The 26979-nt window shown below is 45.8% G+C and carries 21 protein-coding genes; 9 read left to right on the forward strand and 12 right to left on the reverse strand.

All coding sequences use genetic code 11. The features are described 5' to 3' along the window. Nucleotides 1-44 precede the first annotated feature (44 nt). The 4 genes from G3352_RS22505 to rpiA all read right to left on the reverse strand — a co-directional run bounded on the left by G3352_RS22505 (nucleotide 45) and on the right by rpiA (nucleotide 2498). The gene (locus G3352_RS22505; RefSeq protein WP_163760091.1) at nucleotides 45-554 is read right to left on the reverse strand and encodes a response regulator; all 510 of its coding nucleotides are present in this window, start codon (nucleotides 552-554) and stop codon (nucleotides 45-47) included. A 175-nt stretch (nucleotides 555-729) separates the two neighbouring features. Next, nucleotides 730-1188, reverse strand: coding sequence for a MarR family winged helix-turn-helix transcriptional regulator (locus tag G3352_RS22510; RefSeq protein ID WP_024630132.1), 459 nt, complete (start codon nucleotides 1186-1188; stop codon nucleotides 730-732). A 14-nt stretch (nucleotides 1189-1202) separates the two neighbouring features. Beyond that, nucleotides 1203-1784, reverse strand: a complete 582-nt coding sequence (locus tag G3352_RS22515; RefSeq protein ID WP_345940794.1) for a GNAT family N-acetyltransferase — start codon at nucleotides 1782-1784, stop codon at nucleotides 1203-1205. Nucleotides 1785-1826: 42 nt separating this feature from the next. Continuing rightward, nucleotides 1827-2498, reverse strand: coding sequence for a ribose-5-phosphate isomerase RpiA (gene rpiA, locus G3352_RS22520; RefSeq protein ID WP_163760097.1), 672 nt, complete (start codon nucleotides 2496-2498; stop codon nucleotides 1827-1829). Between the two features lie 632 nt (nucleotides 2499-3130). On the opposite strand from rpiA, the gene G3352_RS22525 reads away from it, so the two are divergent. Together G3352_RS22525 and G3352_RS22530 are read left to right on the forward strand one after the other, a co-directional pair. Then, entirely contained in the window at nucleotides 3131-4873 is a 1743-nt protein-coding gene (locus tag G3352_RS22525) for a methyl-accepting chemotaxis protein (protein WP_163760360.1), read from the forward strand. A gap of 46 nt (nucleotides 4874-4919) precedes the next feature. After that, nucleotides 4920-8627: an amino acid adenylation domain-containing protein gene (locus G3352_RS22530; RefSeq protein ID WP_163760100.1), complete on the forward strand. Its 3708-nt coding sequence runs from the start codon at nucleotides 4920-4922 to the stop codon at nucleotides 8625-8627. A 106-nt stretch (nucleotides 8628-8733) separates the two neighbouring features. On the opposite strand, the gene G3352_RS22535 is transcribed toward G3352_RS22530, so the two are convergent. Further along, nucleotides 8734-9354 carry a TraX family protein gene (locus tag G3352_RS22535; protein WP_240343185.1) on the reverse strand — a complete coding sequence of 207 codons (621 nt, stop codon included), beginning with the start codon at nucleotides 9352-9354 and terminating at the stop codon, nucleotides 8734-8736. Nucleotides 9355-9407: 53 nt separating this feature from the next. Beyond that, nucleotides 9408-9905, reverse strand: a complete 498-nt coding sequence (locus tag G3352_RS22540) for a GNAT family N-acetyltransferase (RefSeq protein ID WP_163760103.1) — start codon at nucleotides 9903-9905, stop codon at nucleotides 9408-9410. A 209-nt stretch (nucleotides 9906-10114) separates the two neighbouring features. Between G3352_RS22540 and G3352_RS22545 the strand changes: the two genes are divergently transcribed. From G3352_RS22545 to G3352_RS22560, 4 genes are read left to right on the forward strand one after another with little or no spacing between them, the layout of a single operon-like run. Then, nucleotides 10115-11560 carry a spore germination protein gene (locus G3352_RS22545; RefSeq protein WP_163760106.1) on the forward strand — a complete coding sequence of 482 codons (1446 nt, stop codon included), beginning with the start codon at nucleotides 10115-10117 and terminating at the stop codon, nucleotides 11558-11560. Beyond that, nucleotides 11557-12708, forward strand: a complete 1152-nt coding sequence (locus G3352_RS22550) for a Ger(x)C family spore germination protein (protein WP_163760109.1) — start codon at nucleotides 11557-11559, stop codon at nucleotides 12706-12708. Before G3352_RS22545 ends, G3352_RS22550 begins: the two co-directional genes overlap by 4 nt. Before the next feature lie 42 nt (nucleotides 12709-12750). Next, nucleotides 12751-12957 carry a hypothetical protein gene (locus G3352_RS22555; RefSeq protein WP_163760112.1) on the forward strand — a complete coding sequence of 69 codons (207 nt, stop codon included), beginning with the start codon at nucleotides 12751-12753 and terminating at the stop codon, nucleotides 12955-12957. Between the two features lie 14 nt (nucleotides 12958-12971). After that, a complete protein-coding gene (locus tag G3352_RS22560; protein ID WP_163760114.1) occupies nucleotides 12972-14090 on the forward strand; it encodes a GerAB/ArcD/ProY family transporter in 1119 nt (372 codons plus the stop codon). 8 nt (nucleotides 14091-14098) lie between these two features. Here the strand turns inward: G3352_RS22560 and G3352_RS22565 are convergent, their stop codons facing one another. After that, nucleotides 14099-14572: an RbsD/FucU family protein gene (locus tag G3352_RS22565; protein WP_163760118.1), complete on the reverse strand. Its 474-nt coding sequence runs from the start codon at nucleotides 14570-14572 to the stop codon at nucleotides 14099-14101. A 297-nt stretch (nucleotides 14573-14869) separates the two neighbouring features. Between G3352_RS22565 and G3352_RS22570 the strand changes: the two genes are divergently transcribed. Both G3352_RS22570 and G3352_RS22575 read left to right on the forward strand, forming a co-directional pair. Then, nucleotides 14870-15298 (forward strand): MarR family winged helix-turn-helix transcriptional regulator, encoded by a 429-nt coding sequence (locus G3352_RS22570; RefSeq protein ID WP_024630121.1) that lies wholly within the window; start codon nucleotides 14870-14872, stop codon nucleotides 15296-15298. A gap of 32 nt (nucleotides 15299-15330) precedes the next feature. Continuing rightward, nucleotides 15331-16653 carry an MFS transporter gene (locus G3352_RS22575; RefSeq protein ID WP_163760121.1) on the forward strand — a complete coding sequence of 441 codons (1323 nt, stop codon included), beginning with the start codon at nucleotides 15331-15333 and terminating at the stop codon, nucleotides 16651-16653. Nucleotides 16654-16754: 101 nt separating this feature from the next. Here the strand turns inward: G3352_RS22575 and bcbE are convergent, their stop codons facing one another. From bcbE to yicI, 4 genes are all read right to left on the reverse strand, one after another. Then, nucleotides 16755-18056, reverse strand: a complete 1302-nt coding sequence (bcbE, locus tag G3352_RS22580) for a bacillibactin exporter BcbE (protein WP_163760125.1) — start codon at nucleotides 18054-18056, stop codon at nucleotides 16755-16757. Nucleotides 18057-18234: 178 nt separating this feature from the next. After that, the gene (locus tag G3352_RS22585; RefSeq protein WP_163760128.1) at nucleotides 18235-21147 is read right to left on the reverse strand and encodes a glycoside hydrolase family 3 C-terminal domain-containing protein; all 2913 of its coding nucleotides are present in this window, start codon (nucleotides 21145-21147) and stop codon (nucleotides 18235-18237) included. Nucleotides 21148-21162: 15 nt separating this feature from the next. After that, nucleotides 21163-22179 carry an aminoglycoside phosphotransferase family protein gene (locus tag G3352_RS22590; RefSeq protein ID WP_163760132.1) on the reverse strand — a complete coding sequence of 339 codons (1017 nt, stop codon included), beginning with the start codon at nucleotides 22177-22179 and terminating at the stop codon, nucleotides 21163-21165. A 221-nt stretch (nucleotides 22180-22400) separates the two neighbouring features. Further along, nucleotides 22401-24719, reverse strand: coding sequence for an alpha-xylosidase (gene yicI / locus G3352_RS22595; protein ID WP_163760135.1), 2319 nt, complete (start codon nucleotides 24717-24719; stop codon nucleotides 22401-22403). A 172-nt stretch (nucleotides 24720-24891) separates the two neighbouring features. Here yicI and G3352_RS22600 point away from each other — a divergent pair, with 172 nt between their 5' ends. Beyond that, nucleotides 24892-25806, forward strand: a complete 915-nt coding sequence (locus tag G3352_RS22600) for a helix-turn-helix domain-containing protein (RefSeq protein WP_163760138.1) — start codon at nucleotides 24892-24894, stop codon at nucleotides 25804-25806. Nucleotides 25807-25960: 154 nt separating this feature from the next. Here G3352_RS22600 and G3352_RS22605 read toward each other — a convergent pair whose 3' ends face one another. Next, entirely contained in the window at nucleotides 25961-26881 is a 921-nt protein-coding gene (locus G3352_RS22605) for a hypothetical protein (protein WP_163760141.1), read from the reverse strand. Nucleotides 26882-26979 lie beyond the last annotated feature (98 nt).

Genomic DNA, 26979 nt, shown 5'->3' on the forward strand with positions numbered 1-26979 from the left:
CTTTCAGTCGATCTTCCACGTGAAACAAGTATGTATACTATCTATCATTTCGTAATTTCTCCGGACTGAGATGCTTGTTGCCACTTCTGAATCACGTTGTTTAGAGCTTCAAGCGTGAAGGGTTTACCAATAAAATCATTCATCCCGGCTTCAAAACATTTCTCTTTCTCTCCATCCATCACATTTCCTGTCATCGCAATAATCGGAATGGGAGGCCACATCTTATCCTGTTCTATGGCTCTGATATGACGTGTCGCCTCCAGTCCGTCCATTACAGGCATTATGTTATCCATCAGGATCATACTATATTTATTGCTGAGAAAGGCCTCGCTAGCCTCTTCCCCATTAGAGACGGCATCCACCTGCGTCATGCCCAGCCTTTTGAGTTGCATCTTCACAACTTGCCGATTGATGACGTTATCATCTGCAAGCAAGATTGATATCGGAAGAGATATAAAACTCTGCCCTCGGCTCTCCTTGCCGTGAACCATCTGATTGGATAACGATTCAATCGTTCTGTGCGATGAGTTCTTCTCTCCATGTTCATTAGACATCACATGATCACTCTCCTAATCGCGAATTAAGCCCTACTGCTTATACAAAGGCTTCCTCAATCTCTCTCAGCAGCTTCAGCAGCCTCGATCGTCCCCGTTCAAATACAACCTATTTATTCATTATACATGAACGACGAATGGCATACATTCATATAAAAAAAACTGACCTGCGTTATTAACGCAAGTCAGTTTTCCCCTCTGCAGCGAGTCCAAGCTTTTTTAACAAACGAATCGCATCCGCCTTTTCCGAAGGTTCCAGCCCATCCACCGCATCAATGATCACCTGGTGGTGCTGAGGAAAGATTTGTGTGAACAGATGTCTTCCTTCCTCCGTCAATTCAGCGTATATGACACGCCGATCTTCCTTGGATGCTCGACGAATCAGCAGATTTTTGTTCTGAAGCTTGTCCACAACATACGTGATATTGCCGCTGGACATTAACACTTTTTCACCGATCTTTTGCAACGCCTGCGGCCCTTTATGGTATAACAAATCAAGCACGCCAAATTCTGTTGTATTCAGTCCATGACTCTGGATATCCCGGTTGGATCTGGATGTAACGGAATTATATGCGCGAGCGAGAACCACAAATAATTGTAAAGACAGTTCCCGATTGTCCTCGTTGTTCGGCATTTCTTAATCCTCCATCACTTGTTTACATTTCGACCTGCGCCTGAAGATCGTATCTGCTCCCACTCTTCGCGCAGCATTCCCATACGAATTGAATCATAATGTTTGTCATCCACGATGCGGCATTTACGCATGCGTCCTTCCACCTGCAGTCCCGCCTTCGAAGCTGAACGCATCATCCGTTCATTGCCTGACCAGGTCGTCAACCCAACCCGGGCCAGGGGCAATTGCTCGAATAAGTAGCTGGACCATATCTGAAGTACTCGCGTGCCAATCCCGTGCCCCCATTGGGCTGAACGATATAGCACTATTCCCATTTCCAGCCACATGGATGGACGATGTTCCCAATAGTAGCTGATTGTACCGACGATTCGGCCATTCAACTCAATGATTCGAATGGAGTCCGGATCAGCATTGCTCTGAGTTGCTTCAAGTCTTCTTAACATACTCCGTTCGAAGTCTTCGTAGCTCTCATGTTCAAGGGCATAATATGGCGCATCCCATTGCTTCCATTCCGGTACTTCTTCACTGTAGATCAATTCATAGAGTTCAGTCAGATCCTCTTTCTCCACACATCGAAGAACAATCTCACCATCCACTAACGGGTTTTCCCTCATCTATGCAATGACCTCACTTTCCGTTCATGAACGATGACGCTCATCGATGCTGCCATCATCCTTCGCAAGAATGACGGTGTCAGCCATTTTAATAAACAATCCATTATCGACAACACCTGGGAGCATATTTAACTGAACGTTAAGCTCCGCAGCATGTTCTATGGCTTCCATATGGCAATCTGCAATGAGGTTTCCATTATCCGTAAGATAACGTTGATCCCCATCCATACGCCATTCCGGGTGACATCCGAGTTTCTCCAGCGCCTGGAAGGTCCATTCTGAAGCAAACGGAACCACTTCAACTGGCAACGGGAATTTTCCCAGCTTTTGTACGGCTTTGCTGCCATCGGCCACAATAATCAGTTTGTCGCTGTTTGCAGCTACAATTTTCTCACGCAAAAGCGCACCGCCGCCACCTTTGATCAGGTTAAACTCAGGATCAACTTCATCTGCACCGTCAATGGTAAGATCCAGACGTCCAATTTGATCAAATGGAACGATCGGAATTCCCCACTCTTTGGCGAGCTTGTCCGATGCTTCCGAAGTTGCTACAGCCTGAATGTTCAACCCTTCACGTACTCGCTCACCAATTCGACAAATAGCGTAATACGCCGTTGACCCTGTACCCAATCCAACCTTCATTCCATCTTGAACATATTCTGCCGCGCGCTCAGCTGCTATCTGTTTAAGATTCATCTATAAACCCCCGCCTGCTCATGATTTGAGAAATGCATACTGTAGTTATTATAGATAAAACCGCTTCCGATGTATATCTGTGCATGAGGTGTTCAACTGGAAAACTTGGCCTGTTTCTCTGCTTCACATGTATCATTGGATGTTGCTTATGTACAATCTTGGTAAGCTTCTCCTCCCTGATATCTGATTTGTGTGGCAGAAGAAAGTCCGTTTTCTGTCGTTTTCACTATTTTTTCAATGTTTTAGGATGTTTTTTAACCCACCATGTTATAGAATACAGAATGAAACTAAAAAATGGGAATTATTTTAAATAAACAGTTCTAAATACCTACATCTCACTTTCATATGTCCATAAATACGTAAAATATTAAAAAAGTTTTAACAAAACTATTCAATTTGACGACATTTTATACGACATATTAAGTATAGATGTGTTTTAATAATTAGACACCCATGGGTATCTAGGTAAAAATATCTCTACATAGCGACCAGAAACCCAAGACCATGGTCTCATATTATGCCTTTGGAGGGGATACAGGAATGACTTAAATTGCATCATGAAAACACCAGCATATTATCAATTCAAAGAAGATCAGGAGTGGACTTTAGTGAAATCATTAAGTTGGAAAAGCATGTCTTTTTTCTCCAAAAATCTGTTGCTTTCATTTACTAACATTATTATTATCGGCGTGGCACTTATTGCCAGCAGCTATTACTTTCAAAAAACGATTCTCGTTGACCAGCTACATGGTCAAGTAGAACAAATCACCAAAAAATGGGCAGAGGGCATTGATTCCACCGAAGTACAGGCTGCTATTACAGAAGCCAATTATGATGGAAAAACACAAACCAAATTGCGTGCCTACTTCGATGAAATGCAGCAATATTATCCCAACATTGCACAAGCCTACATCTTTGGTGTCGAGCTGGGTGGAGATAACAAGCGGTTAACTTCCCTGGTTGCCATGCCAACCAATCTGAAGGAAGCCTTCCAGAGTGAAAATGTAAATATCGGCGACATGTATGAACAACCTGTCGTTGTGGCAAATGCACTGAAAGAAATGGTGAATACGGATCGCCCAACGTTCACCACATTTTATTCCGACGATTTCGGAACCTGGACAACCATTGCTTATCCGATCAAGGATAGTAACGGCAAGATTTACTCTTACTTTGCAGTCGATGCAGACGCATCAGCAGTACCTGCCGGACTGAACAAATTGCTTAAGAACGGAATTATCATCCTGGTAGCGTTCCTGCTGTTGTTCCTGATTATCCAATATCTTGTTGTCAAAAACACGCTCTCCCCTATTCGTCACCTGATCAAAGGGATTGATGACGTAAGCCGGGGTAATTTGAATGTCAAAATTCCGACAGGCAAAGACGATCTGGGCATTGTGAACGAAAAGTTCAATACCATGGTTCGCAAGATCAACGATACCATCGTCAAAGTACAAATCACTTCGCAAGAAGTTAACGAGTCTGCCAAGGAACTGTATGAAGTCTCCGAGAGAAACAGTGAGAATGCTGAGACTATTAATAGTAATGTTACTCAGATTACATCCAACATTCGTGCGCAGGAACAGGCGACCCGCGATAGTGCCCGTGCGATGTCCGAGATGGCTGTCGTCATTCAGACTATTGCCAGCAGTTCAGCGAGCGTAGCTGACGAGGCCTATGAGATGGAACGTCGATCCCAACAAGGAAACAGTGTGGTTCGTCAGGTATCCGAACAGATGAATCTGATTACGGAATCTGTTAAAAACACCGCATCGGCCATTCAGGTTCTGGAGAGCCGCTCGCAGGAAATTGGCGATATTCTGAATATCATCTCAGGCATTTCCAGCCAGACGAACTTGCTTGCACTCAACGCATCTATTGAAGCAGCACGTGTTGGTGAAGAAGGTCGAGGATTCGCGGTTGTAGCAGGTGAAGTACGTAAGCTTGCTGAGCAGTCTGAACAATCCACGAGCCAAGTTGCCGTACTGATCCAGGAGATTCAGGCTGAAATCAGACAAGCCGTTCGTGCGATGGAACAAGGAACGTCTGAAGTAGATACTGGGCTCAGCGTAGCTGATCAAACCGGTCAATTGTTCGAAGAGATTCTGGAAGCAGCCAAGAAAGTATCGAATCAGATTCAGGAAGTATCGAGTGCTACAGAAGAAATCTCTGCAGGTACAGAAGAAATGACCGCAACTGCGGATGATTTGTCTGCCAGTGTGAGTAAGACAGCTGACAATAGTGAACGGATTTCTTCATCCGTTGATGAACAAAAAGCATCACTGATTACACTTGTTGATTCCTCTACCCGTTTGAACAGCATGTCTGAGGAACTGCAAGAACTGATTTCGCATTTTAATGTAACCAAACAATAATTCAACCCACAACTTGAACGGTTTGAACCAAGGAGGAACAACTGAAGTGGTCGAAAATCAATCATCATCTCCCCAAACAGTGGAATCTAGCCTGCCGGTTCTTCAGATTCCACTGGATTTTGGGCGCCGTCAACAATCATTCACTTATGAGTCTGCTCATCTTTCACTGGAATCGTCCCTGGGTCGGGAACTGAAACAAAAATTCGGGTCAGAGGGTGTGTATCCAGCATTATTGTCTGCCTACGCAGCCCTGTTGTTCCGTTTATCAGCTGAGCAGGAACTTGCCATCGGCACACTGGCTCCCGATCAGGCAGCATCCCATGTGTTATTGCAAATTCAAGGCAAGTTAACCTTTAATGAACTGATTCATCAGATTTCCGATCAACTCCAGCTTCATTACACGCTCCAAGCGGCAGGAAATCCGGAGACGCTGTTCATGTATAACAGTGTACAGCTGCCTAAAGCTCCTCAATTGTTAAATTGGAATATTCGTGATGATCAGGGTATGCTCACACTGGATCTGTTCTATGACAGTTCACTTCTAAATGAACCTACGGTCACAAGATATGCAGAGTACTATCAGACTCTTCTTTTGGCTATGCTGCGTGACCAAGACAAGGCAATCGGTACAGTGGACATTTTATCCGCTTCAGACCGATTGCTATACCGAGAAATGAATGATACCGCCGTTCTCGAACCAGAACATCAGACAATTCATGGCTGGTTCGAAGCAACAGCAGCCGAATATCCTGAATCTCCAGCAATTACTTCACCAACTGGCGGGTACACCTATAGAGAATTGAACGAACGTGCCAATCAGGTAGCCCGTGTGCTGTTATCCAACGGATTGCAAAAAGGAGAATTCGTCAGCATCTTTATGGAGCGGAGTCTGGAAACGATTATTTCTTTGCTCGGTATTCTCAAAGCTGGCGGAGTATATGTTCCTGTCGATCCTGAGCATCCACAAGAACGCAACAGTTATATTGTCGAAGATACAGCTTCATCCTTTGTCCTAACCAAAGAGTCCTCTTTACCTGAAGCTTCACGGTTATTCTCAGGAATTACTACCGTTCGCCAAATCCTGGCCGTGGATGGACGCCTTGCCGGATTCGCAGCAAGCAACCCCAATCTGGATATTCAGCCAGACGACCTGGCGTATATCATCTATACCTCGGGATCTACTGGCAAACCGAAAGGTGCACTTATCGCTCATCGGGGTGTTGCCAATCTTGGTAGTGTGGTGCAACGGGATTGCGATATTCAGCCAGGTGACGTATTAACCCAGTTTGCTACATACAGCTTCGATGCATCAGTGTGGGATACGATTGGCGCCTTGTTCTACGGAGCAGAACTGTACCTGTTGTCGGCGGAAGAACGTGTATCTGTTGAAGAATTTGCAAGTGCAATTGAGCGCACAGGCACAACGATTATTACGATTCTGCCAACCATCTTTTTCAACCAGCTTGCTTCCTTCCTGTCTGATGAAGGCTTCCACAAGCTGGCCAAAGTCAAAATCATTACCGTGGCTGGAGAAGCACTGTATGGTGAGCAGGTTCGTGCCTTCCAGCGCAAATTCGGCAACCAAATTGATATCGTCAATGTATACGGGCCTACAGAATGTACAGTAGCAACAGCGACTCACCGAATTAGCGAGCAAGTTCCGGAAAGTGTTGTTAACATTCCAATCGGCAGACCGATTCATAACTATAAAGTGTATATCGTCAATGAAGAACAGCAGTTATGCCCGGTAGGCGTTCCTGGCGAGGTATATATAGCAACACCCGCTCTGGCCAAAGGTTATCTGAACCAGCCCGAGCGTACAGAACAGGCATTCGTTGATAATCCATTTGCAGTCGATGAGAAAATCTATAAGTCTGGCGATATTGCCAAAATGCTCGATAGCGGACTGCTGGAATATGTCGGACGCAGCGATTCTCAGTTGAAAATCCGGGGTCACCGGATTGAGATTGGAGAGATCGAGGATCATTTTGCCCGTCTGGATCAGGTTCAGGATGTGGCCGTGATTCCCAAGAAAGAATCTGATGGTCAAAACATGCTCGTAGGATACTTTACTTCCAAAGATGGCAGTACACTTTCCGTTGCGGACATTAAAGCGGAGCTAACGGTTAAGCTTCCTTCCTATTTTGTACCCAAATGGATCTGTCAGCTTGATGAAATGCCGATTGCACCGACAGGCAAAATCAATCGCAAAGCGATGGTAGCTCTGCCTCACGTAGAGCGTCATGAAGATCGACCTGATCGGGTACTGCCGGAGACGGAAACCGAAGCAATTATTCTGGAATCATGGAAAGAAATTCTTCAGCACGATGACTTTGGTGTGGAGGATAGCTTCTTCGCCATTGGCGGTGACTCACTTCGGGTTATCCATGTGCTCGTCATTCTTAAGCCGCATTATCCTCAGCTGAAAATTGCCGACTTTTTTGCCGAGAAGACGGTTCGTGCCTTGGCACAACGCGTGGAGAAGCTGGCTCAAACTACAGAAGAAACTGCCCATTCTTCAGGGAATAACGGCGTAATTACCCAATTGTCAGAACATCCTGTAGAGCTGAGATCCCAGATTGGATATCCTGAAATTCTGAATCCCGAGCATGTACTCCTGACCGGGGCTACCGGATATCTTGGATCCCATGTGCTGCAACAGTTGATTCTAACTTCGAATACACGCATCTATACTCTTGTTCGCCGCCCAGCAGACGGAAGCTCTGCGATGGAACGACTGAGCAGCGTTATGAAAAGTTACTTTGGCCCAGAACTGCTACCTCTCCTCGCAGCCCGCGTCGAGATTATTGAAGGCGATCTGGAGCAACCGAATCTTGGTCTTTCAGTCGAGCAGACAACTTACGTGCAAGAACGAATTGACCGTGTGATACACTGCGCTGCGGATGTACGACATTTCGGGGATGCAGCACAATTCGCCAAAACCAATGTGGATGGAACCACCGCATTGCTGAAACTCGTTCGCAGTAAACCAGGTGCCTCCTTCCATCATGTATCCACGATGGGTATACCGGAAGATCTTGCACTCAGTGGACAGTGGGAGTCCTCATTGCAATATGATCGCTTCCCAACGGACCTGCACGTGGACAACCTGTACTCGGACAGCAAGCTTGAAGCCGAGAAAGTGCTTATGATTGCTGCTGAAGAAGGTGTACCTGTGAGCATCTATCGTGCAGGTAACCTGACCTGTCATTCCGAGACGGGACGTTTCCAATCTAATATCGATAGCAATGCCTTTTATCGTATGATTAAAGCAATGTTATTGCTGGGCAAAGCACCTGCAGCCGACTGGATGGTTGATTTTACACCTATTGATTATGCAAGTCAGGCCATTGTACATCTGGCATTACGCCAGGATACAGCAGGACGTGTATTCCACATCTGTAATCCGGAGCCTATCAGCTACGATGATCTGATTCGTTCTGTGAATCGGGCCGGTTATGAAGTGGAGACTCTGCCTTTTGCAGAGTATACCAACTGGTTGTTCGATGGCAGTGTCAGCAAGGACCCTGAGGCCCTTCAACTGGCTATCGCCCAGCTTGAAGGAGACGGTGCAAAGGATTCTGCATACGTGTATGCCTCTCCTGTAACAACTGCTTATGTGGAACCAGCCGGCATTATATGTGCAAAAACAGATGACCGTTTCATCTCAAAAATGCTGGAACACGCCATCGAGATTGGTTATTTCCCTAAGGCCGTTCGACCGCAGTTTGGCACTTCTCCAACGATGGAATAAATTCAATAAAGTGAATGCATATATTGCATCCATTAATGAATATAAAGAAGCCACCTCAACGTCAGTGATGACGGATAAGGTGGCTTCTTTTCTACGCAAAGAAATCTCAAATCAAGCGGATCAAAGCAATGACAGCCAAATGTGCAGGATAGAAATAACGCCAAATCCAACGCGGACCTTTCAGGCGGAACCCTGCGTTATAATATTGGGCAATCGCAATTCCTATGGTAGCTATCACGCTATACATCTGAATAGAGCTGCTATGAAGATAAATATACAGCACATTTAAGAGCAGATGAGCCATTGCCAGTACTGGGCCCTGGAAGTAACGGAATAGCAACACAAGCAGTAAGCCATACATACCATAATCCATATGGGTCATCTCCATGACCACACCAGCCACGATCACAATTGGAATTCCCAGCAAACGTACCGGAAGTTTATCAAGCACAAGCAATACAAGCAGGGCAGACCATAATGTCCATACCACATTCAGCGAAAAATGATTAAAAGCCGCCATAAAAGGTAATTGAGAGATCACTGCTATCCAGAATAACCGCCATATGTATTTTTGTACGTTGCGAGTATGTTTATAACCGATATAAACGGCAAAAGCATAGATTGGGAAAGCAATCCGTCCTATGATTCTTAGCTCCCCCACCTGTGGATAAAAGACGGCCCCTATATGATCGATCAACATCGTGATCATGGCTATCCATTGCATCATTTTGTGCTAATCCCTCCTGCTTATCCTGAACTTCAGGGTTCTCCAAGTCTTTCTTATATCTGAAGTTCATAATACATGAACTTGGTGTCCAGCGTATAGCCTTCCGACTCATATAATGCCTGAGCTTTCTTGTTGCTGATCGCCGTAGAGAGCACTATTCGCACAGCTCCACTCTCATTTCCCCATCGTCTTGCAGCTTGCAGCAGCTTACGCGCAATTCCTCGCTGGCGATGATCCGCATGTACGTACAGATCATTAAGTACCCAGATTGGCCTCATCGACACTGAGCTAAAGCTTGGGTACAGCTGTACAAATCCACCAAAATCACCCGTTAAAAGTTTATCCGTCAAACTGCACTCCTCTTCCTTTTCTGTCTCCACTTCCGATTCTGCAATCAAAATAACGGATTCATTGCGTTCCATACGTTCTCTAATATATTCATTCGCTCCGTTCAGATCAGTAAGCTGATCGTAAAACATCCTATACTCATTGAACAACTGTGCTACTCCGTTAACATCGCTAAGCTCGGCACGTCTAATCCGATACGCCATCTTTACTCAACTCCTTATATAAAACGTCTCCCTGCTTAATTCCACCCTCTTATTTTAAAGCAGATTTCACGATCTCCCCATTCATCTTCTGCATCAAAGTTTGTAATATATTTCGATAATCCAAACTTAAAAGTATATTTCATTGGAAGCGTCGCACACTATAGTCAGATTACAGGCTCAGCATTACAGCATAGGGAGGCGAAACTGAAATGGAAAAAGACAATATTTATGAACAGGTTAGAGCCAGTCTGTTGGGTGTTGCCGACATGATCTATCAGCCTTTTCAAATTGGACCTTTCCATTGTGAACTCATCTATATTCAGTCCATTGTGGATACCCCTACTATGCGGGAAGCCATCGTCAAACCATTGCTGGAGGAAGCCTCTCGAAATGAAATAGATCATCAATTCATTGCTCGTGTCGTGACCGGATCATTTTTCACACTGAACAGCCATCACTCCAATTCACCAGAAGCTATCGTTACTGATATCGTATCGGGCAATGCTGCCTTATACATTGAAGGAGTTTCGGGCATGATCCATTTCGCCCTCCAAAATTATCAAAGACGTTCCGTACCGGAATCAACCAACGAAGTCGTGATTGTAGGGCCCCAGGAAGCCTTTATCGAAGATATTCATGTGAATATGTCTCTGCTTCGGCACAAAATTAAACACCCTGATTTGAAGATGATCAAATTCACCGTTGGAAAATATACCAAAACCGAGGTGTTCGTAGTCTATATCCAAGGATTATGCAAGCCAGACATTTTGGAAAATGTATTGGAGAGCCTTGGTAATATTGATATGGATAGTAGTTTGGGCGTAAGTTATCTATCTGAATTTCTGGAGGACCATCCCCTCTCACCTTTTCCACAATATCAATATACCGAACGTCCCGATACGGTTGCTGCTGCACTGGTTGAAGGGCGGATCGGGGTCATGCAGGACGGAACACCTTTCTCCCTGCTCATTCCGGTTACTTTTTTCTCTTTAATGCAGTCCTCGGAAGACTATTATCAACGATTTTATTCTGCCTCCTTTATCAGGATTATTCGTCTCTTGTTTGCCTTTATAGCCTTTCTGCTTCCATCCTTTTATGTCGCCGTTACTACATTTCACCCGGAAATCATTCCGACCAACCTGCTGATTACGATCGCTTCTGCGAGAGAAAACATTCCCTTCCCTGCCCTGATTGAAGCGCTCATTATGGAAGTGACCTTCGAAGGTTTGCGCGAAGCGGGGATTCGTATTCCGAAGCCGCTGGGGCAAACGGTGTCTATTATTGGCGGGATTGTTATTGGTCAGGCGGCCGTACAAGCCGGAATAGTCTCAGCTCCACTGGTCATTGTTGTGTCCATCACTGGGATTGCCGCCTTTATCATTCCACACTTCGAGCTCGGACTGGCATTCCGGCTGCTTCGTTTTCCGGTGCTGTTTATGGGTGGAACGCTGGGTCTGTTCGGCATCGTGATTTCGATCTTTATGATTTATTGGTATATGGTTAGTCTGCGTTCATTTGGCGTGCCATACATGCAGCCATTTGCCCCCCTCGTTCTGCGTGATATCAAGGATACGATCGTTCGTGTGCCCTGGTTCCTAATGAAGAAGCGACCAGCAGCTTACGAAGATGCTAATAAGAAAAGGCAAAAGACATGAAAAGATTGATGATTACACCCAAACTGACTGTCGCTTTGATGTGCGTTTTACTGTGCAGTGGCTGCTGGTCCAAAGTGGAGATAAATGAACGTACATTTATTACGACCATGTATGTGGATAAAGGAGAAAAGCCGGGTGAAATTGATATTTCACTAAGTATGCCACTGCCCAACCGTCTGTCTCCGGATGGAACGGGAGGACCCGGAAAAAACCCATATGCTCTCGTTTCGGCTACCGCATACACAATTGCTGATGCCATGGAGAGAATTCAAACCGATCTCACACGAAAGATTTCCTGGGGGCACACACGAGTAGTGGTATTCGGTGAGGCATACGCCAGAGAGGGAATTCAAGATGCGATGGAATGGATCTCACGTGAACCTTTGTTCCATCTTAGCAGTTACGTCATGGTTGCCAAAGGCAGAGCCAGAGACGTGGCTGATCTGACACCGGTTTTCGAAGAAACACCCAGTGATGTGTTAAGGGAATTTGCAACCGAAGAAAACATGTTAAAGACGCAAATACTCAGTGTACTTATGGCTGACAAAATGAATCAGGGCTTTGCCGCCCCCTTACTGGAATCAAAATCAACCGCGATGGCAAGTGAGGAAAATAAACGAAAGCAATGGACCAGCCAGGTAGGGGGTGCTCTTTTCAAACAGATGAAGATGGTGGATTCGATCTCTGCCGATGAAACAAGGAGCATAGCGTGGGCCAATCGTAAATTGGATACCTTGGCGGTCTCCGTGGAAACCGAAGATGAAAAAGCGAGTATGACGGTCTATAATACGAGTTCCAAAATCAAGGTCAGACTCGTAAACGGACAGCCTTTCTTTGATATCACTTTACGGGGGCAAGCAGAACTGAATTCCGTAATTCCGATTCTCAAGGTAAAAGATATTGTGGGCGTCAAACAGATCGAGCAAAAGGCTAATGAAAAAGTAAGTGCCCATCTTACAGACGCAATAAGAACCGGCCAACGTAAAAAAGCCGATATTCTGATGCTCGGTTATCGCCTGGAATGGGCATATCCTCACATCTGGGAACAGTTACGTCCCGTTTGGAATGATTATGTAAAAAACGATTTGCAGTTTAAGGTGCATGCCCAGATTAACATCCAGTTTGTAGGTTCGGAATCCAGCTACTAATTGGAACAGAGGAAGCGTCAGGCCACTTTAGGAGGTAAACCAATGATTGCTGTTGTATTGTTTGCCGTATTGTACATACTGGAGTGGCCCATGATCAAGTCCAGCAAAAAGGGAATGAAACAGACCTATTTCGTTCTGCTGGGAATATTTCTGCTGTGGAATACGTTGGCTGTCTCTGTACCGGGCTGGCCTAATCCCAATGATGTCATCAGGCTGGTCTTTGGCTGGGCAGACCGCTTGTTTGGCTAAGAAAGGAACACGCCATGATCAAATTGTCAGCCGGACAAGCGTACCGTTTTATGTTTGTCTACCTATATTCCGAACCCATTGCTTTCCTTTTGCAACGCTTGTTCAAAATGAGCGGTTATCAAGGGTGGATATCCATCCTTGGCGGGTTTGCGATTAGTCTGATCCTACTCTTTTTCACATATAGATTGGGAGCGGTTCACCCGGATCGACCCTGGATTGATTTTGGTGAAGAAATTGTGGGCAAGGTTGTTCACAAGCTGTTCCTCGGTCTCATTGTGTTGCTGTGCCTGTATTTGATATCTGTTGACGTAGAGAATTTCATCGTTTTTCTGCAATCCATGTATTTACCCGAGACACCCATATGGCTGACAGCAACTATAACCATTTTATGTATCAGCCTTTCAGCACGCTCGGGTTTAATTACCATTGTCTATTTATCAGAAGGGATATTTCTGGTGCAAGTCTTCACGTCTACTTTTCTCATGCCTGCTGTAATGGGTGGAGGAAATCCTGACGTACTTCTTGCCATGGTAACTCATCATGATCTGAAAGAAATATTGACAGGCTCGATTTCAACCATGCCTTGGTTTTCAGAATGGATGATGTTCCTATTCCTCGCCCCTGCCATTGCTTTCAGGCGGCCGCTTCTACGAAGTATGTTATTTGCAGGCTCTACACTTGCATTATTCATTATCGTGTTCTGGATGTTTACTTTAATGAATTTTGGACCTTACGAAGCCAGCAGTCTTCGCTACCCTTTGCTGGAGATGATACGTTTTGCCCGTTACGGCGATTTTCTGGATAACCTGGATCCCTTCCTGATTGCCATCTGGTCTACGACCATGTTTACGCGCAGCTCGTTTCTGTTATACGTCGCATCCATTTGTCTTGCTAAACTTACTGGAGTCCGGAAGGATAGGACGGTCGTCTATCTACTGGCAGGAACAGCGGCTTCATATGTACTTCAGTATGCAAAAGACGCGGCTTCTTATGAATTAGCCATTCGTTCTTTCGCCATTGCTGTCTATGGCGTACTTATCGAGTGTATGCCTATATTATATGTTGTTGTTTACTGGCTGCGTTTCGGGAAAGGCAAAAAGGCGAGCGAGGCTTCTCCCGCCCCGTCGCCTTGACTTTGGATTCAGTTCAGTTCAACTTTTTTCGCTTGTGGGTAAGGATCTGTATCTGGGAAAATGACCCCTTTTTTCAAAATCAAATTGGCATACTGCGCACGTTCACCGGTTGCAACAATGACATAGGCGCGAGAAGCTCTCTCATAAAACGCGAAACGCTCTTCATGATCAAAGGCATCCGTTATGCCCTCATGGTCAAGAATCAGCCTGCGATAGTCTTCCCAGATGATGGGCACCACTTGATCCCCCTCGACGACCTGCATAACGGCTGCCGGCCGCTCAGCGTACGTATCGAGTGGATACAAACTTAAAATGGCATCCAGTAACTCCACTGTCCCGAGCGCATCACAGCGAATCAGCCGCTGGGCATGACTAGCTGCGGGGAAGTTGCCATCAGCCAGTACCAGCTCGTCTCCATGGCCCATTTCAGACATGATCTTTAGCAGTTCCGGAGGTATTATTGCGGGAATGTTCTTCAGCATACTCAGCTCTCCTCAGTCAGCTCCAAAATTAGCTGGAGCAGATTCGTCTTCGTAACCTCACCATCATGTAGCCCAATTACCGCGATACAGCGGCACTTCCATTTTATCAGTAATTTCCAACGTTTGCATATTTCAATGTTCGCATAAGGTTATTCCAATGTGAATTCACATATGAACGGATCTTATCACGGCGCTGATATTCATAAATCCGTTTTGACAAAATTAATTGTTTAGCATATAGTTGTTATAACAAGTAAATGAATTGAGGCTATTTTGCTTAAAGAAAGAGAGGATTATATGGGGAACGACTATTCGCTCGATCAATCCATTGGATTCATGCTGGGCATGACACACCGCAAGGCGTCGGCTTTACTAGCCATACGTTTCAAACCCTATGATATTACAACAGAGCAATTTTCCGTTCTGTTCAACATCGGTAGAGGCGAAGGCGTAAATCAGAAGGAAGTCGCTACTCGCGTCTATAAAGATCAGCCCACAACTGCCCGCATTATTGATCTGTTGGAAAAGAAAGGCTGGGTCGATCGTCGGACCAGCGAACAGGATCGCAGAGCCTACTTGCTCTACTTGACCGAAGAAGGAAAAAAATTGCTTGACCAGCTTGTTCCGCTCGAAAGAGAAATGAATAAAAATCTGATTGAAGGTATTCCCGAAGACCAGATGGAAGCATTTAGACATACTCTTTCCCTCATGAACAGCAACTTGTAACGAACTTTAACACCAGGGGGAATGAACAACTAATGAAACCACAATCAGCACAAGTCAAACTATGGACCACCGATTTTATCCTGCTCATGTTATGTAACTTTCTACTCTTTCTGCAACTTCACATGATTGTATCCCCACTTCCTTCTTATGTGCAGGACCGTTTTCACGCCAATGCCTTTGAAGTCAGCCTCTTCACCTGTCTTTTTGCCCTTAGCGCCATTGCTGCCCGGCTCTATTCAGCCAAAGCATTGGAGAAGGGTCTTCGTAATGCCATGATCTATATTGGCCTCACAGTTGCCTTACTCGCTACACTTGGATATTATTTTGCCGCCGGGATTGCGGTCCTGTTATTGCTGCGCATGGTGTTCGGTATCGGATTTGGTATGAGTAGCACGGCTTTCCCCACAATGGCATCGGATATTGTGCCTGTGAAACGAATGGGTGAGGGCATGGGCTATTTCGGCCTGTCCACAAGCCTAGCCATGTCCATGGGTCCCATTATTGGGGTCACCGTGCTTCAGGGTGCCGGTTTCGTCACACTCATGTTATGTACGGCAGGTGTTATTGCGGTCATCTATCCACTCAGCTATTCACTGACACGCAAGAAAGCTCGCAGGGTCAATGATGAGGTGGTACCCACTCCACCAGTAGGAACAGCTGCGATATCAGGCACCAAAGTAAAGACACCTTTCAACCGCAAATTGATTCTGCCAAGTATACTGAATTGTTTGCTGTCCATCACGTATGGCGGATTGGTCGGATTCATCGTTTTGTACGGAAAAGAAGCCAACCTGGCTAATCCTGCACTGTTCTTCTTGTTTAATGCTCTCGCTGTACTGCTGGTCAGACCGTTTGCAGGACGGATCTATGACAGTAAAGGTCCCAAAGCATTACTGATTCCCGGAGCGATATTCATCGCTGCTGGACTGATCATGCTCTCATACGCCTCGTCGATGTCCATCTTGTTTGTGGCTGCATTTTTATATGGAATCGGATATGGTTCGATACAGTCTTCCATGCAGACCTGGATGATTCAGATTGTCTCCCCTTCACAGCGCGGTATGGCTAACGGCATGTTTCTGAATACGCTGGATCTGGGGATTGCTCTGGGAGCACTTCTGCTGGGCGCTATTGCTTCCATAACCAGTTATACCGATATGTACCGTTATTCCGTTGTGTTCATGATTCTATTTCTCCTGATATACCTGATTCAAGGGAAAAGAAATGGAGGTTTTGCGGTACCTGTGCATCCGTTATTGACTCATACACATATCGCTGCACAGGATTCCGATCGGCATGAGCATACTGAGAATGCAACCGAAAATAACACTACTACTCAGCAAAAAGATAGTTGATGCAACTACGCTGCTGTACTTCAATTCAGTAAAAACGCGTTTACTCTGTGAGGGAAAATACATCCCTCAGAGTAAACGCGTTTTTTATCATCTTAAAATAATCAGAATGGACTTTTCTTCCGTCGCCCTGGAAGATAACCACTGGGCTGTTTTACTTCATCATACTCACGTTCACGATGATTTTTACCACTACCTGATGTGGGCTGGTTCCCCTGGTCTGGCTTGACTGCCAATAACGTAAGCAATCCTCCCACCGCTCCGGACGCGGCGAGAATACCAAATAAAAGGAAATGGTGGGAAGAGATCAACAATGACACGACAGGAGGGCCGAGAGACACGCCAATAAAACGCATGCTGCTGAATAACGCCGTGATGGTGCCCCGTTGTTCCTTGTCCACCCCTTCAGTAACCATAGCATCCAGACATGGCAGTGTAGCGCCTATTCCTGCTCCGCCAAGGGTGAACAAACCGACAACTACATAGATGTTGTCAAAAAGTCCGATTACACCAAGAGATACCGTTAAAACAGCAAGTCCGATAAACCCAAGCCATTTCATCCGTGTCTTGTTCTTTCCTATCCATTTTCCAGCAAAAAAAGACGCCAGACATAAGGCAGCCAGTGGTATAGCAAGCACAAGTCCTTTAAGTACCCCTTTTAATTTGAACTCTGATTCCAATGTCTCCGACAGATAAAAGAGCACGCCAAAGAGAACAAACATACAAATACCGCCGATCGCAAAAATCGCATACAGCCAGCGGCCCTTTTCTTTTAGTACACTGCGGATGGAAGCCACAAATTCGGGAAAACTCTTTGGTTCTTCTTTCCTCTTTGGTGTTTTGACCAAGAAAATAACCAGAACCAGTGAAAGCATACAGAGTACCGGAATAGCCATAAAAGGCATATACCAAATCCACACAGCCAGAGCTGCACCCAATATCGGACTTAGTACCTTGCCAAAGGTGTTCGAGGTTTCAATAATGCCAAGGCTCTTACTCACCTCGTTCTCATCATCAAACATGTCACCAACCAATGGTATGACAATCGGGAAAGCTCCAGCTGCTCCTATCCCTTGCAAAAGTCTGCCACCAAGAATGGCCCAATATGCCGCATTTCCATTCAGCATCCAGGCTGCTCCACCTGCTACCGCGCCTCCTACAGCTGCAATGATGAGACTGGGAATAATGACGGCTTTTCTGCCGAAACGATCCGACAGATATCCTGCAAGTGGAATGAGCAGGATTGCGACGACCGCATAAACCGTAATTAACATGCTGACCTTGAATGAGGACACTTTCAATTCACGCTCAATTTGCGGTAGGATGGGAATCAGCATGGAGTTGCCCAGCGTCATTATTACCGGAATGGAAGCAAGTGCGACGAGGTCCCATTTTTTATCGTTCATGCCTCAACCACCTTTACAGAATCAGAAAACAACAACGTTATTGTGGGTTGTTCTGCAGTTGAATATACGGCTTATGTAAAAAAGGTCACTTGGGATGATAGCGCAAAAAGGCTATCGCACTAAATTCAGTGTCAGGACAGCCTTTTTACTATCATTAAGAAGATCAACAAATCAACATTTATTTCAATACAAATTGCTGAAGAGCTGCACCGCCCTTGAAAACGATGCAGAGCTGTTCAATCTCACGCTCTGCCTTCAGGGAACAGCGAACTGTGCTCCACTGAAGATCCTTTCCGTTGACTGTTCCAGCGGAACCGGGAACGACACAAGTGCCGAGCAGCGGGCCTTCTGGACCTTCAGCCCGAATCTCCAATTCGCCACTTACTCCGAAGGCTGCCACCCGACCCTCAAACTCACTAGCTTGCCGGAAAGCATTGTCGTGGAATGAAATCCAGGAAGAACGACCTTCACGATACAGCGGTTCGCCTGAAGCAATGGCACGGACGGCTGAACGACCTTCCAAACACTCATCCAACAAAACGCTTGCATAAGCATCGTAATTTTCCGCAAACGTAGGTAGGTTCAGTGCTCGTTGAGGAATGGTTTCACCCCCGATGAGAATTTCTGCGGTCTGACGAATATCTGCTGAGGAACGTCCAGCCATGATCGACCAGGTAGCTGTTTCAAGACAATATCTGTCACGAGTGACATCCCAGAAGGCCAGTTTCTGAACAGGAATTTCGAAAGAAAGATTTTCCACGGCGCCTGAAGCAAGATGAATCCGCCGGAAGCCGATCAATTGACGTTGTGGGCGCTTCACCCGTGAAGTTTGGGCGTGCCCATACAGCTGCACCACTTCATCGCTGGCACGTTCCCCTTTGTTCTCAACCTGCACTTCAATCTTGAGCAAATCATCTCCAGAAGATCCCTCTGCCCGCTCCACTCGAATCGCCTTATACTCAAAATCGGAATAGGTCAATCCATAACCAAAGGGATACAGGACTGGACCTTCATGATACATATAGGTTGTACCGTTATGAATAACGTCATAATCCATGATGTCAGGAAGCTGCGATTCATCCTCATACCATGTCATGTTCAGTCTACCAGCAGGAGCATAATTTCCGAGCAGAACATCCGCAACCGCATTCCCCAGTTCTTGGCCTGCATGCGTAAGGTATACGATTGCCGGAGCCACGTCTTTTAACTCTTGCAGTGCAAAGGGATAACTGCCAACAATGACAACGACCGTATTAGGATTCACGTGGCAGACTTCTCTTACCAGTCGGGCCTGCTCAGGCGGAAGCTGAAGACTTGGGCGATCAATTTCCTCTTTACCGTTAATATAGGGACTATTACCGACAACAACGACAGAAACGTCACTATTCTGAGCAGCTTTTTTCGCCTGTTCTATTCCGTTAACAACAATGTCCAGCTTGAACACAGCAGGTTGCTGCTTCCCTTCTACGGCGTCCGGATTACTAGGTGAACTCAGGTCTTCGTCTGTTTGTTCCGGCGCTGGGGATAGCACCAGTTGCCCCTGATGTTCATCAAACCTTAGTGGCAGTCCGTTCCACGTTCGCAGCGTACTGTTTCTATCCGATTGTGAATCAATCTGTACCACTTCCTTGACGAACCAGCCACCAATCTCCGGCGCATTCGCCTGATAGATGCCCTGTTCGGTTAACGAGACATAGCGATTGTTTTTCACACTGCGAAGTGTGTGACTTCCCCAGCCCCAGTCCTGATGAATGAACTCAGTAGCCTCTGCACTGCCTTCCGGCACGGCAACAAGCTTTCCTTCCGCACCAAGCGTGATTACCTTGCCATCGGCTGTCTTTAGGCTGATGCGATCATTACCATCTGCAAATGATACTTCCGCACCGCCAAGCTTCTTACGCAGCCCTTCCAAAACAGTAACACGATATGGCAGTGTGCCACTGTACCAATCGGTATAGACTACATCTGCAAGGGGACCGATTACGCTAACCTTCTGCAATCTTTCCGATTGGAGAGGAAGCAGTCCATTATTTTTAAGTAAAACGATAGACTCTGCTGCTGCTCTATAACTTAATTTGGCATGTTCAGGCGCACACAATACAGATTCCGATATCGAAGCATACGGGTTAAGTCCCGTCTGATCCAGTTGTCCAAGCCGCATCCGCACGCCAAAAATATTGCGAATGGCCCGGTCAAGATCCTCGACCTCCAGCAAGTTCCGCTCAAGCGCCTCTTCCAAGGCAGATACGACTAAGTCAACCTCGTCTGTCAGACAGTCCACACCTGCTTTTAATGCCCCTGCTGCTGATTCCGCATGCGTGGCATGATAACCGTGATAATTGACCGTCTGGGACAAATCTCCCCCGTCACACACGATAAATCCAGGCATGGCCCACTCACCCTTGACCACATCATTCACATATGGGCTTTCAATGGCGGGTGTGCCGTTGATCGAATTGTAGGCTGTCATCATGGATAAGGCCCCACCTTCTACGAAAGGTGTCTCGAATGCTTTTAAATAATATTCACGCAAGTTCCGCGGATCGATGCTGGATGAACAATTCAACCGATCCTTCTCATTATTATTGGCAAAAAAATGCTTTAGCGTCGCTACCATTTTAAGATAGAAAGAGTGGTTACCCTGCATGCCCTTCACAAGAGCAGCCGACATTTCACCTGTCAGTACGGGATCTTCACCATAGCCCTCTTCCGTTCTGCCCCAACGCGGATCTCGTTCCAGATCGACGGTTGGCGCCCATAAGGTCAAGCCGTGACGCTCGGGTGCACGATGGTGGTATGCTCTCGCTTCATCTCCAATGACGGAACCGATTTCGCGCATGAGCTTGGTATTCCAGGTGCTCGACAGACCGAGCGGCTGCGGAAAAACGGTAGCCTCACCTATCCAGGCAACCCCGTGAGCTGCTTCTCCTCCCACATTGTAGCCGGGTATTCCTAAGCGAGGGACTGCGGCTTCGCGTGTAGGAATTAATCGGATTTTCTCCTCCGTTGTCAGACGCGCAATCAAGTCATTTAATCGTTCTTCCAATGGCAATGTTGCGTCCCACATCGGATATTGAATATACTCTTTCATACTAAACCCTCCTACTTATTCGTTAAGTTTGAGTCCCTTCCATTCTTCCAATAGATCCAGTGTACGCTCACGATACTTCTGCCCTGCCTCCGGCTGATCAACCTGATGTTCATGCACATATGCGTTAAAGTAAGAGGAAAGTACGCGATAGGCCAGAAGACGTGCCTGTCCCTCATCGGACATATCCTGTGGACGGCCATAGCCTTCATGAAAACCAGCTGATGATTCTGTCGATAAAATAGCCTCAAACTGCCTGTCCGCAAACATGGAACGATCCCCATCAATGATGGCGGCAATGTTTAGCTGCCCGTTCTCCTCATGAACAAGCACGTTGGCTTCCCAAAGATCGTTATGAACAAGAACCGGAACAGTCACCTGATCAAATAAATCCTTGTTTGTTATGAACATATCTGCGATTCCTTCTCCTACACCTGGCATAAACCCGGCTTGTGACGCTTTGAGTGCCGTCTCTTCTGCAAAAGAGTGCAGCACCTCGGACCAATGATCCGAGCCTTTAATCGTCCCATCGCCCTGCGGCCAGCCAAACGATTCTCCCTCAATCTGATGCATGACAGCCGTATAAGCGCCGAGTTGATGATATAATCGTTCTTTATCTGCTTTCGAAATCGATGAATGATCCAGCTGCTTACTAGGTATAAACTCCATAAACATATAGGTTCTGGGAATGATCAATCCGCTGTCATCACAGGCAATAATATTTGGAGCAGGAATGCCTGCTTTACGGTAATATTCATAAACAACAGGTTCAGCAGACATCATCGTACGTTCAAATGAAAATAACGGATCGCCAGCAGAACCGAGCGGCATCTCTACCCGCTCTGGAGCCAAACGTAATATCACATCCGCATACGACGCATGTTCAAGCTGAATTCGATACGTTGTATTAAAAAGTCCACCCTGCAACAGTGCAAAACTCTTCACAATGGTAGCGGTTCCAAAAGTATTCTCTACCAACTTATGCAGCATCTCTGCTGTAATGGTTTGGTGTAAACCTGAATTCGTTGTACTCATTTGATATAATCCCCTATCTTTATCTGTCGCTTTATAAATTGAACTAAAGAATATTTACATTTGCCACTTCGATGACCGAACAACCTTCCGATCATGTAAAAGTTTAGTTCAATCTATAAATGATACTACCATTTCTTTTCTATAACCATACTTCCAATGGCACGACAGTAGACAAACAGACGGCACCTTGCGGCACCGTCCTTCTGTTTATCCAATAAACATTACAGTTGAATTGTAAGCGAGCTAGCACCTGCTGCTGCCGTAACGACAACACCATTTGCACCAGACGCTTGGGAACCGCCCTCTACACCGGATACACTCTCGATGCCACGCAGCACGATATTCCATGGTTTGCCTGCACCTTCAGCACGAACTTCCAGAACAGAGCCTTTACGGGATACGTTAACAACCAGCTCCTGCTCAGCATTTTGGTTTACAACCACCGCTTGAGCGGAGTTGCCGTCAGCCAGTTCGAACAAGTGAAGGGATACATTATCCGCAAAGTCATAATCCGGTTTGCTATCCACAGCACCAACAGCAATCAGGCTGTTTGGCTTAACCATCATTGGCAGTGTTTTGAAGTCATGGTTTTCGCTAATCCAGCGTCCACCTTCAACTTTAGCCCCTGTCAGATAGTTGGTCCATGTACCTTCAGGTAGGTAATAACGCACATCACCCTCCTTGTTAAAGATTGGAGCCACCAGGATCGAATCACCAAACATGTATTGTGTATCCAGGCTGTATGTTGTTGGATCGTCAGGGAAATCCAGCAGCATGGCGCGCATCATCGGAATACCTTTTACAGTCGACTCCACCGCAGAATTGTAGAGATACGGCATCAAGCTGATTTTGAGTTTGGTAAAGTCACGAACAACGTCCACAGATTCCTCGTCGAACAGCCAAGGCACACGATACGAAGTGCTTCCGTGTAGGCGGCTGTGAGAAGATAAAAGTCCGAATTGTACCCAGCGCTTGTATACGTCAGGGGTTGCTGTACTTTCAAAGCCACTGATATCATGGCTCCAGAATCCGAAACCGGAAAGTCCAAGCGAGAGGCCGCCTCGAAGTGATTCAGCCATGGATTCATAAGTAGAAGAGCAGTCTCCACCCCAGTGAACTGGGAACTGTTGACCACCTGCTGTTGCAGAACGTGCAAACAGGGCAGCTTCGTTTTTGCCAATCTTTTCTTCGAGCAATTCAAATACAGCTTTGTTATAGAGCTGTGTATAATAGTTGTGCATTTTAACCGGATCAGAGCCATCGAAGTACACGACATCTGTCGGAATTCTTTCACCGAAGTCTGTTTTGAATGAATCAACACCTTGATCCAGCAGAACTTCCAGCTTACTCTTATACCAATTAACAGCATCCGGATTCGTGAAATCAACCAGAGCCATACCTGCTTGCCACATATCCCATTGCCATACGCTGCCATCCGCTGTTTTTACCAGATAACCGTTCTCCATACCTTCATCGAACAAGTAGGATTTTTCTGCAATATATGGATTGATCCACGCACAGATTTTGAGTCCTTTCTCTTTCAGACGTGCAAGCATGCCTTCCGGATCTGGGAACATCGCTTCATCCCATACGAAATCAGACCATTGGTATTCCTTCATCCAGAAGCAGTCAAAATGGAATACAGACAGCGGAAGATCACGTTCAGCCATGCCATCTACGAAATGGTTAACCGTTGCTTCATCATAATCCGTTGTGAATGATGTGGTCAGCCACAGACCAAATGTCCATGCTGGTGGAAGCGCTGGTTTACCTGTTAATTTGGTATAATTATCAAGTACATCCTTTGGATTGTCACCGCCGATAATGAAGTATTCCAAAGTCTCGCCTTCTACGCTAAACTGCACTTTAGATACATTCTCAGATGCAATCTCATACGATACGCGTTCAGGATGGTTTACAAATACGCCATATCCTTTGTTGGACAAGTAGAAAGGAATATTCTTATATGACTGCTCACTGCTTGTACCGCCGTCCTCATTCCACGTGTCAACCACTTGACCATTCTTAACAAATGGCGTGAAACGCTCACCGAGTCCGTAAACGTATTCACCAATGCCGAGATCAAGCTGCTCGCGGAAGTACGCTTCCTTACTTGGACCAGTAATATAACCAGCCGCCCTTTGACCGCTACCTGTAATCCGTTTTCCTCCATACAGGAAGCTGACGTCCCAACCGTTCGTTTTGTCGATTTGAACTTCCAGATTGCCGCTTTTCAAAACAGCACCTTGTTCATTTTTCGAGATGTCAACGTTTGCATCTTGATTGTTAAGCTCAAATACAGGCCCTTTTTTTACTCCGCCTTTATGATGATTCAAAGTTACACGAATAACGTTAGGCATAGGTGAGCTGTACGTTGCTTTAAGCAATGTACCATTCAAAGTGTCGCCTTTGGTGCGAATATATTTAGTTGCCGCATATACGGTCAAAGAATCCCCTTTTTGCACAATATCACGAATGTCAGTCGGGTTTTGAATGTGGTACCCTTCACGAGTCATCCAGAATCCATCAGTAAATTTCATGTTTTCTTTCCCCCTTCGGTTATACTATAATAATATTGACATTAATAACGAATTTCTTCTCATATTTTGACCAAATATATCACGATTCTGATATTTCTTATCCGATTCTTTATAAACACCACCAATCTATGGGAACGTTTACATTAATAATGATGCAAAAGGAGATTCTCATATGGAACGTGAACGATTACGGGAAGACCGGATTCACGGCAATGCCATGTATCCAGTCAGTGTTTACCCGGATATTCAACAATTGAATGGGGACAGCATTCTCGATTGCCATTGGCACGATGAGATGGAGTTCACCATGGTGACTCAGGGCAGTGCTGTTTTTCAAATTGATATGAATACGGTAGAAGTCCAAGCGGGAGAAGCCATCTTTATCAATCGAGGCGAAATTCACGCTGGCTATCTGAAAGGTGATGTCCCTTGTATTTTTTCATCCATCGTATTTAACCCGGAGCTGTTAGGCAGTCGTACGTTCGATGCTGTACAGGAGAAATTCGTTAACCCGCTTGTACACAAAACGGTAATCCCCCCTTACCACATCCAATCAGATGAAGCGTGGGGCCAAGAAATCATTTTTCATTTGAAACGAATTTTCGCTGATCATGCCGCCGGGACGCCAACCTGCGAAATGACAACCAAAGCTTACCTCTATCTAATATTTGCACAAATGTTTGAACATATGAGACCTGCTGCACTCAAAGGCACCGTTCCGTCAGGCAGTCATGATAAAGTGGAGCGTCTGAAATCAGTGTTAAGCTATATTCACAAGCGTTACCCCGAACCACTCAAGTTAAAAGAACTGGCAGATGAGGCCAATATGAGCGAAGGACACTTTTGCCGCTTTTTCAAACAGATGGTGCAGAAAAGTCCGGTCGACTATATCAACTATTATCGCATCCAGCAGGCCTGTGTTCAGCTTGAGAATACCGATCACAAGATTGTGGATATTGCCATGGACGTTGGGTTCGAGCATTTGAGCTATTTCATTACAACATTCAAGAAACACAAGAATATTACCCCGTCCCAATATCGCAAAATGTTTTATGAGAAAGTGGCGATGGAACCTGCATTGGTCTAAGCTTAAACATCTTTCAGGACCAGCATTCGGCACTCTGAACGGACGATACTTCACTGTTCTTCACTTATATTTCTGATAACAGATGCAAAGAAGGTGCTTCAGCCCGTTCAGCCGTAAGCACCTTCTTTATCATTCTGATGTATGGAATTTCATTTTAATTTTTCAATGTCTCCCATGAGCTGTACTCATGCACCGAGAATCCGTTAAAGGACGAATGTACACTTGCCATTTTCTCTACCAGCTTGAGCTGTGCTTCCATATACGCTGTTCCTTCTTCATAAAAGGTAATAAAATCACCTTCCTTGCTTTGCTTGGTCTCCACGGCAATCGATACCGTTTTACCCAAAAGCGATGCTTCCTCAAGCTCATCCTTCGCTACATTATAGATGGCCGCTGCCGTATCCCGGTAAGCCATAATGGTAATCGAGTCAAACTTGCGGATCATCCAGCTGCTTACATTCATCGTGGAACCCGGAATCTTGTAACCATCCAGCCAGAAAGGCAGGTCAGCGGCTACAGGCATCTTCATGCGTGCGGCCCGATCGACGATGTATTGAACATTGCCCTGCCACTGCGTAATCACACTGGCCTGATTGGTTTTCCACTCCGGATGTACATGAGGTTCAATGTCCAGATGGATGCCGGCAAATTTCTCATTGGGCTCAACTTGATTTTGATACGCTTCAACCCAGTCCAGAAAATCTGCAATTTGACCCCGGCTCTCCGTCAGTCCCCAAGCAGGTCTTCCATCCATAACGTCCACGGCAATATTTTTCTCTCTGGCTTGACGAATGAAAGATGTATAGTACGGAAGCTTTACATCCCGATTCATTTGTAGGTAGATCGTATTGATTTTGTTCGTTGTGGCAAACTTCAGCACTAGCTGAGGGTTATTTTGAATCTGTGTGGTATCCCACACCCAAGTTGCTCTTACGGATCCCTGTACCATTCCATGGATGGTTTCATAACTGTCGACTGAGCCAAGTGCAGTGGCCTTGCAAACATAAGTATTCCCCGTAAACAGCATGAAACAACTAATTAACAAAATGAATTGGTATCTCTTTTTGCTTTTCATATTTGTACACTCCCTTTGATGTTATGCAGCTCTATCGTGCAAATCTCGATGAAATTCTGTCGTTTTATATTCATTCATTGGAAACAATTTCGATGTAC

Origin of the sequence: Paenibacillus sp. ALJ109b (assembly GCF_010747435.1) — a bacterium.
GTDB classification, from domain to species: Bacteria; Bacillota; Bacilli; order Paenibacillales; family Paenibacillaceae; genus Paenibacillus; species Paenibacillus taichungensis.

What these genes read in the sequence shown, in the direction of transcription:
- G3352_RS22505 (WP_163760091.1), bottom strand. Translation starts at nt 554, where the DNA reads ATGTCTAATGAACATGGAGAGAAGAACTCATCGCACAGAACGATTGAA.
- G3352_RS22510 (WP_024630132.1), bottom strand. Translation starts at nt 1,188, where the DNA reads ATGCCGAACAACGAGGACAATCGGGAACTGTCTTTACAATTATTTGTG.
- rpiA (WP_163760097.1), bottom strand. Translation starts at nt 2,498, where the DNA reads ATGAATCTTAAACAGATAGCAGCTGAGCGCGCGGCAGAATATGTTCAA.
- G3352_RS22525 (WP_163760360.1), top strand. Translation starts at nt 3,131, where the DNA reads ATGTCTTTTTTCTCCAAAAATCTGTTGCTTTCATTTACTAACATTATT.
- G3352_RS22535 (WP_240343185.1), bottom strand. Translation starts at nt 9,354, where the DNA reads ATGATGCAATGGATAGCCATGATCACGATGTTGATCGATCATATAGGG.
- G3352_RS22540 (WP_163760103.1), bottom strand. Translation starts at nt 9,905, where the DNA reads ATGGCGTATCGGATTAGACGTGCCGAGCTTAGCGATGTTAACGGAGTA.
- G3352_RS22545 (WP_163760106.1), top strand. Translation starts at nt 10,115, where the DNA reads ATGGAAAAAGACAATATTTATGAACAGGTTAGAGCCAGTCTGTTGGGT.
- G3352_RS22550 (WP_163760109.1), top strand. Translation starts at nt 11,557, where the DNA reads ATGAAAAGATTGATGATTACACCCAAACTGACTGTCGCTTTGATGTGC.
- G3352_RS22555 (WP_163760112.1), top strand. Translation starts at nt 12,751, where the DNA reads ATGATTGCTGTTGTATTGTTTGCCGTATTGTACATACTGGAGTGGCCC.
- G3352_RS22560 (WP_163760114.1), top strand. Translation starts at nt 12,972, where the DNA reads ATGATCAAATTGTCAGCCGGACAAGCGTACCGTTTTATGTTTGTCTAC.
- G3352_RS22565 (WP_163760118.1), bottom strand. Translation starts at nt 14,572, where the DNA reads ATGCTGAAGAACATTCCCGCAATAATACCTCCGGAACTGCTAAAGATC.
- G3352_RS22570 (WP_024630121.1), top strand. Translation starts at nt 14,870, where the DNA reads ATGGGGAACGACTATTCGCTCGATCAATCCATTGGATTCATGCTGGGC.
- G3352_RS22575 (WP_163760121.1), top strand. Translation starts at nt 15,331, where the DNA reads ATGAAACCACAATCAGCACAAGTCAAACTATGGACCACCGATTTTATC.
- bcbE (WP_163760125.1), bottom strand. Translation starts at nt 18,056, where the DNA reads ATGAACGATAAAAAATGGGACCTCGTCGCACTTGCTTCCATTCCGGTA.
- G3352_RS22585 (WP_163760128.1), bottom strand. Translation starts at nt 21,147, where the DNA reads ATGAAAGAGTATATTCAATATCCGATGTGGGACGCAACATTGCCATTG.
- G3352_RS22590 (WP_163760132.1), bottom strand. Translation starts at nt 22,179, where the DNA reads ATGAGTACAACGAATTCAGGTTTACACCAAACCATTACAGCAGAGATG.
- yicI (WP_163760135.1), bottom strand. Translation starts at nt 24,719, where the DNA reads ATGAAATTTACTGATGGATTCTGGATGACTCGTGAAGGGTACCACATT.
- G3352_RS22600 (WP_163760138.1), top strand. Translation starts at nt 24,892, where the DNA reads ATGGAACGTGAACGATTACGGGAAGACCGGATTCACGGCAATGCCATG.
- G3352_RS22605 (WP_163760141.1), bottom strand. Translation starts at nt 26,881, where the DNA reads ATGAAAAGCAAAAAGAGATACCAATTCATTTTGTTAATTAGTTGTTTC.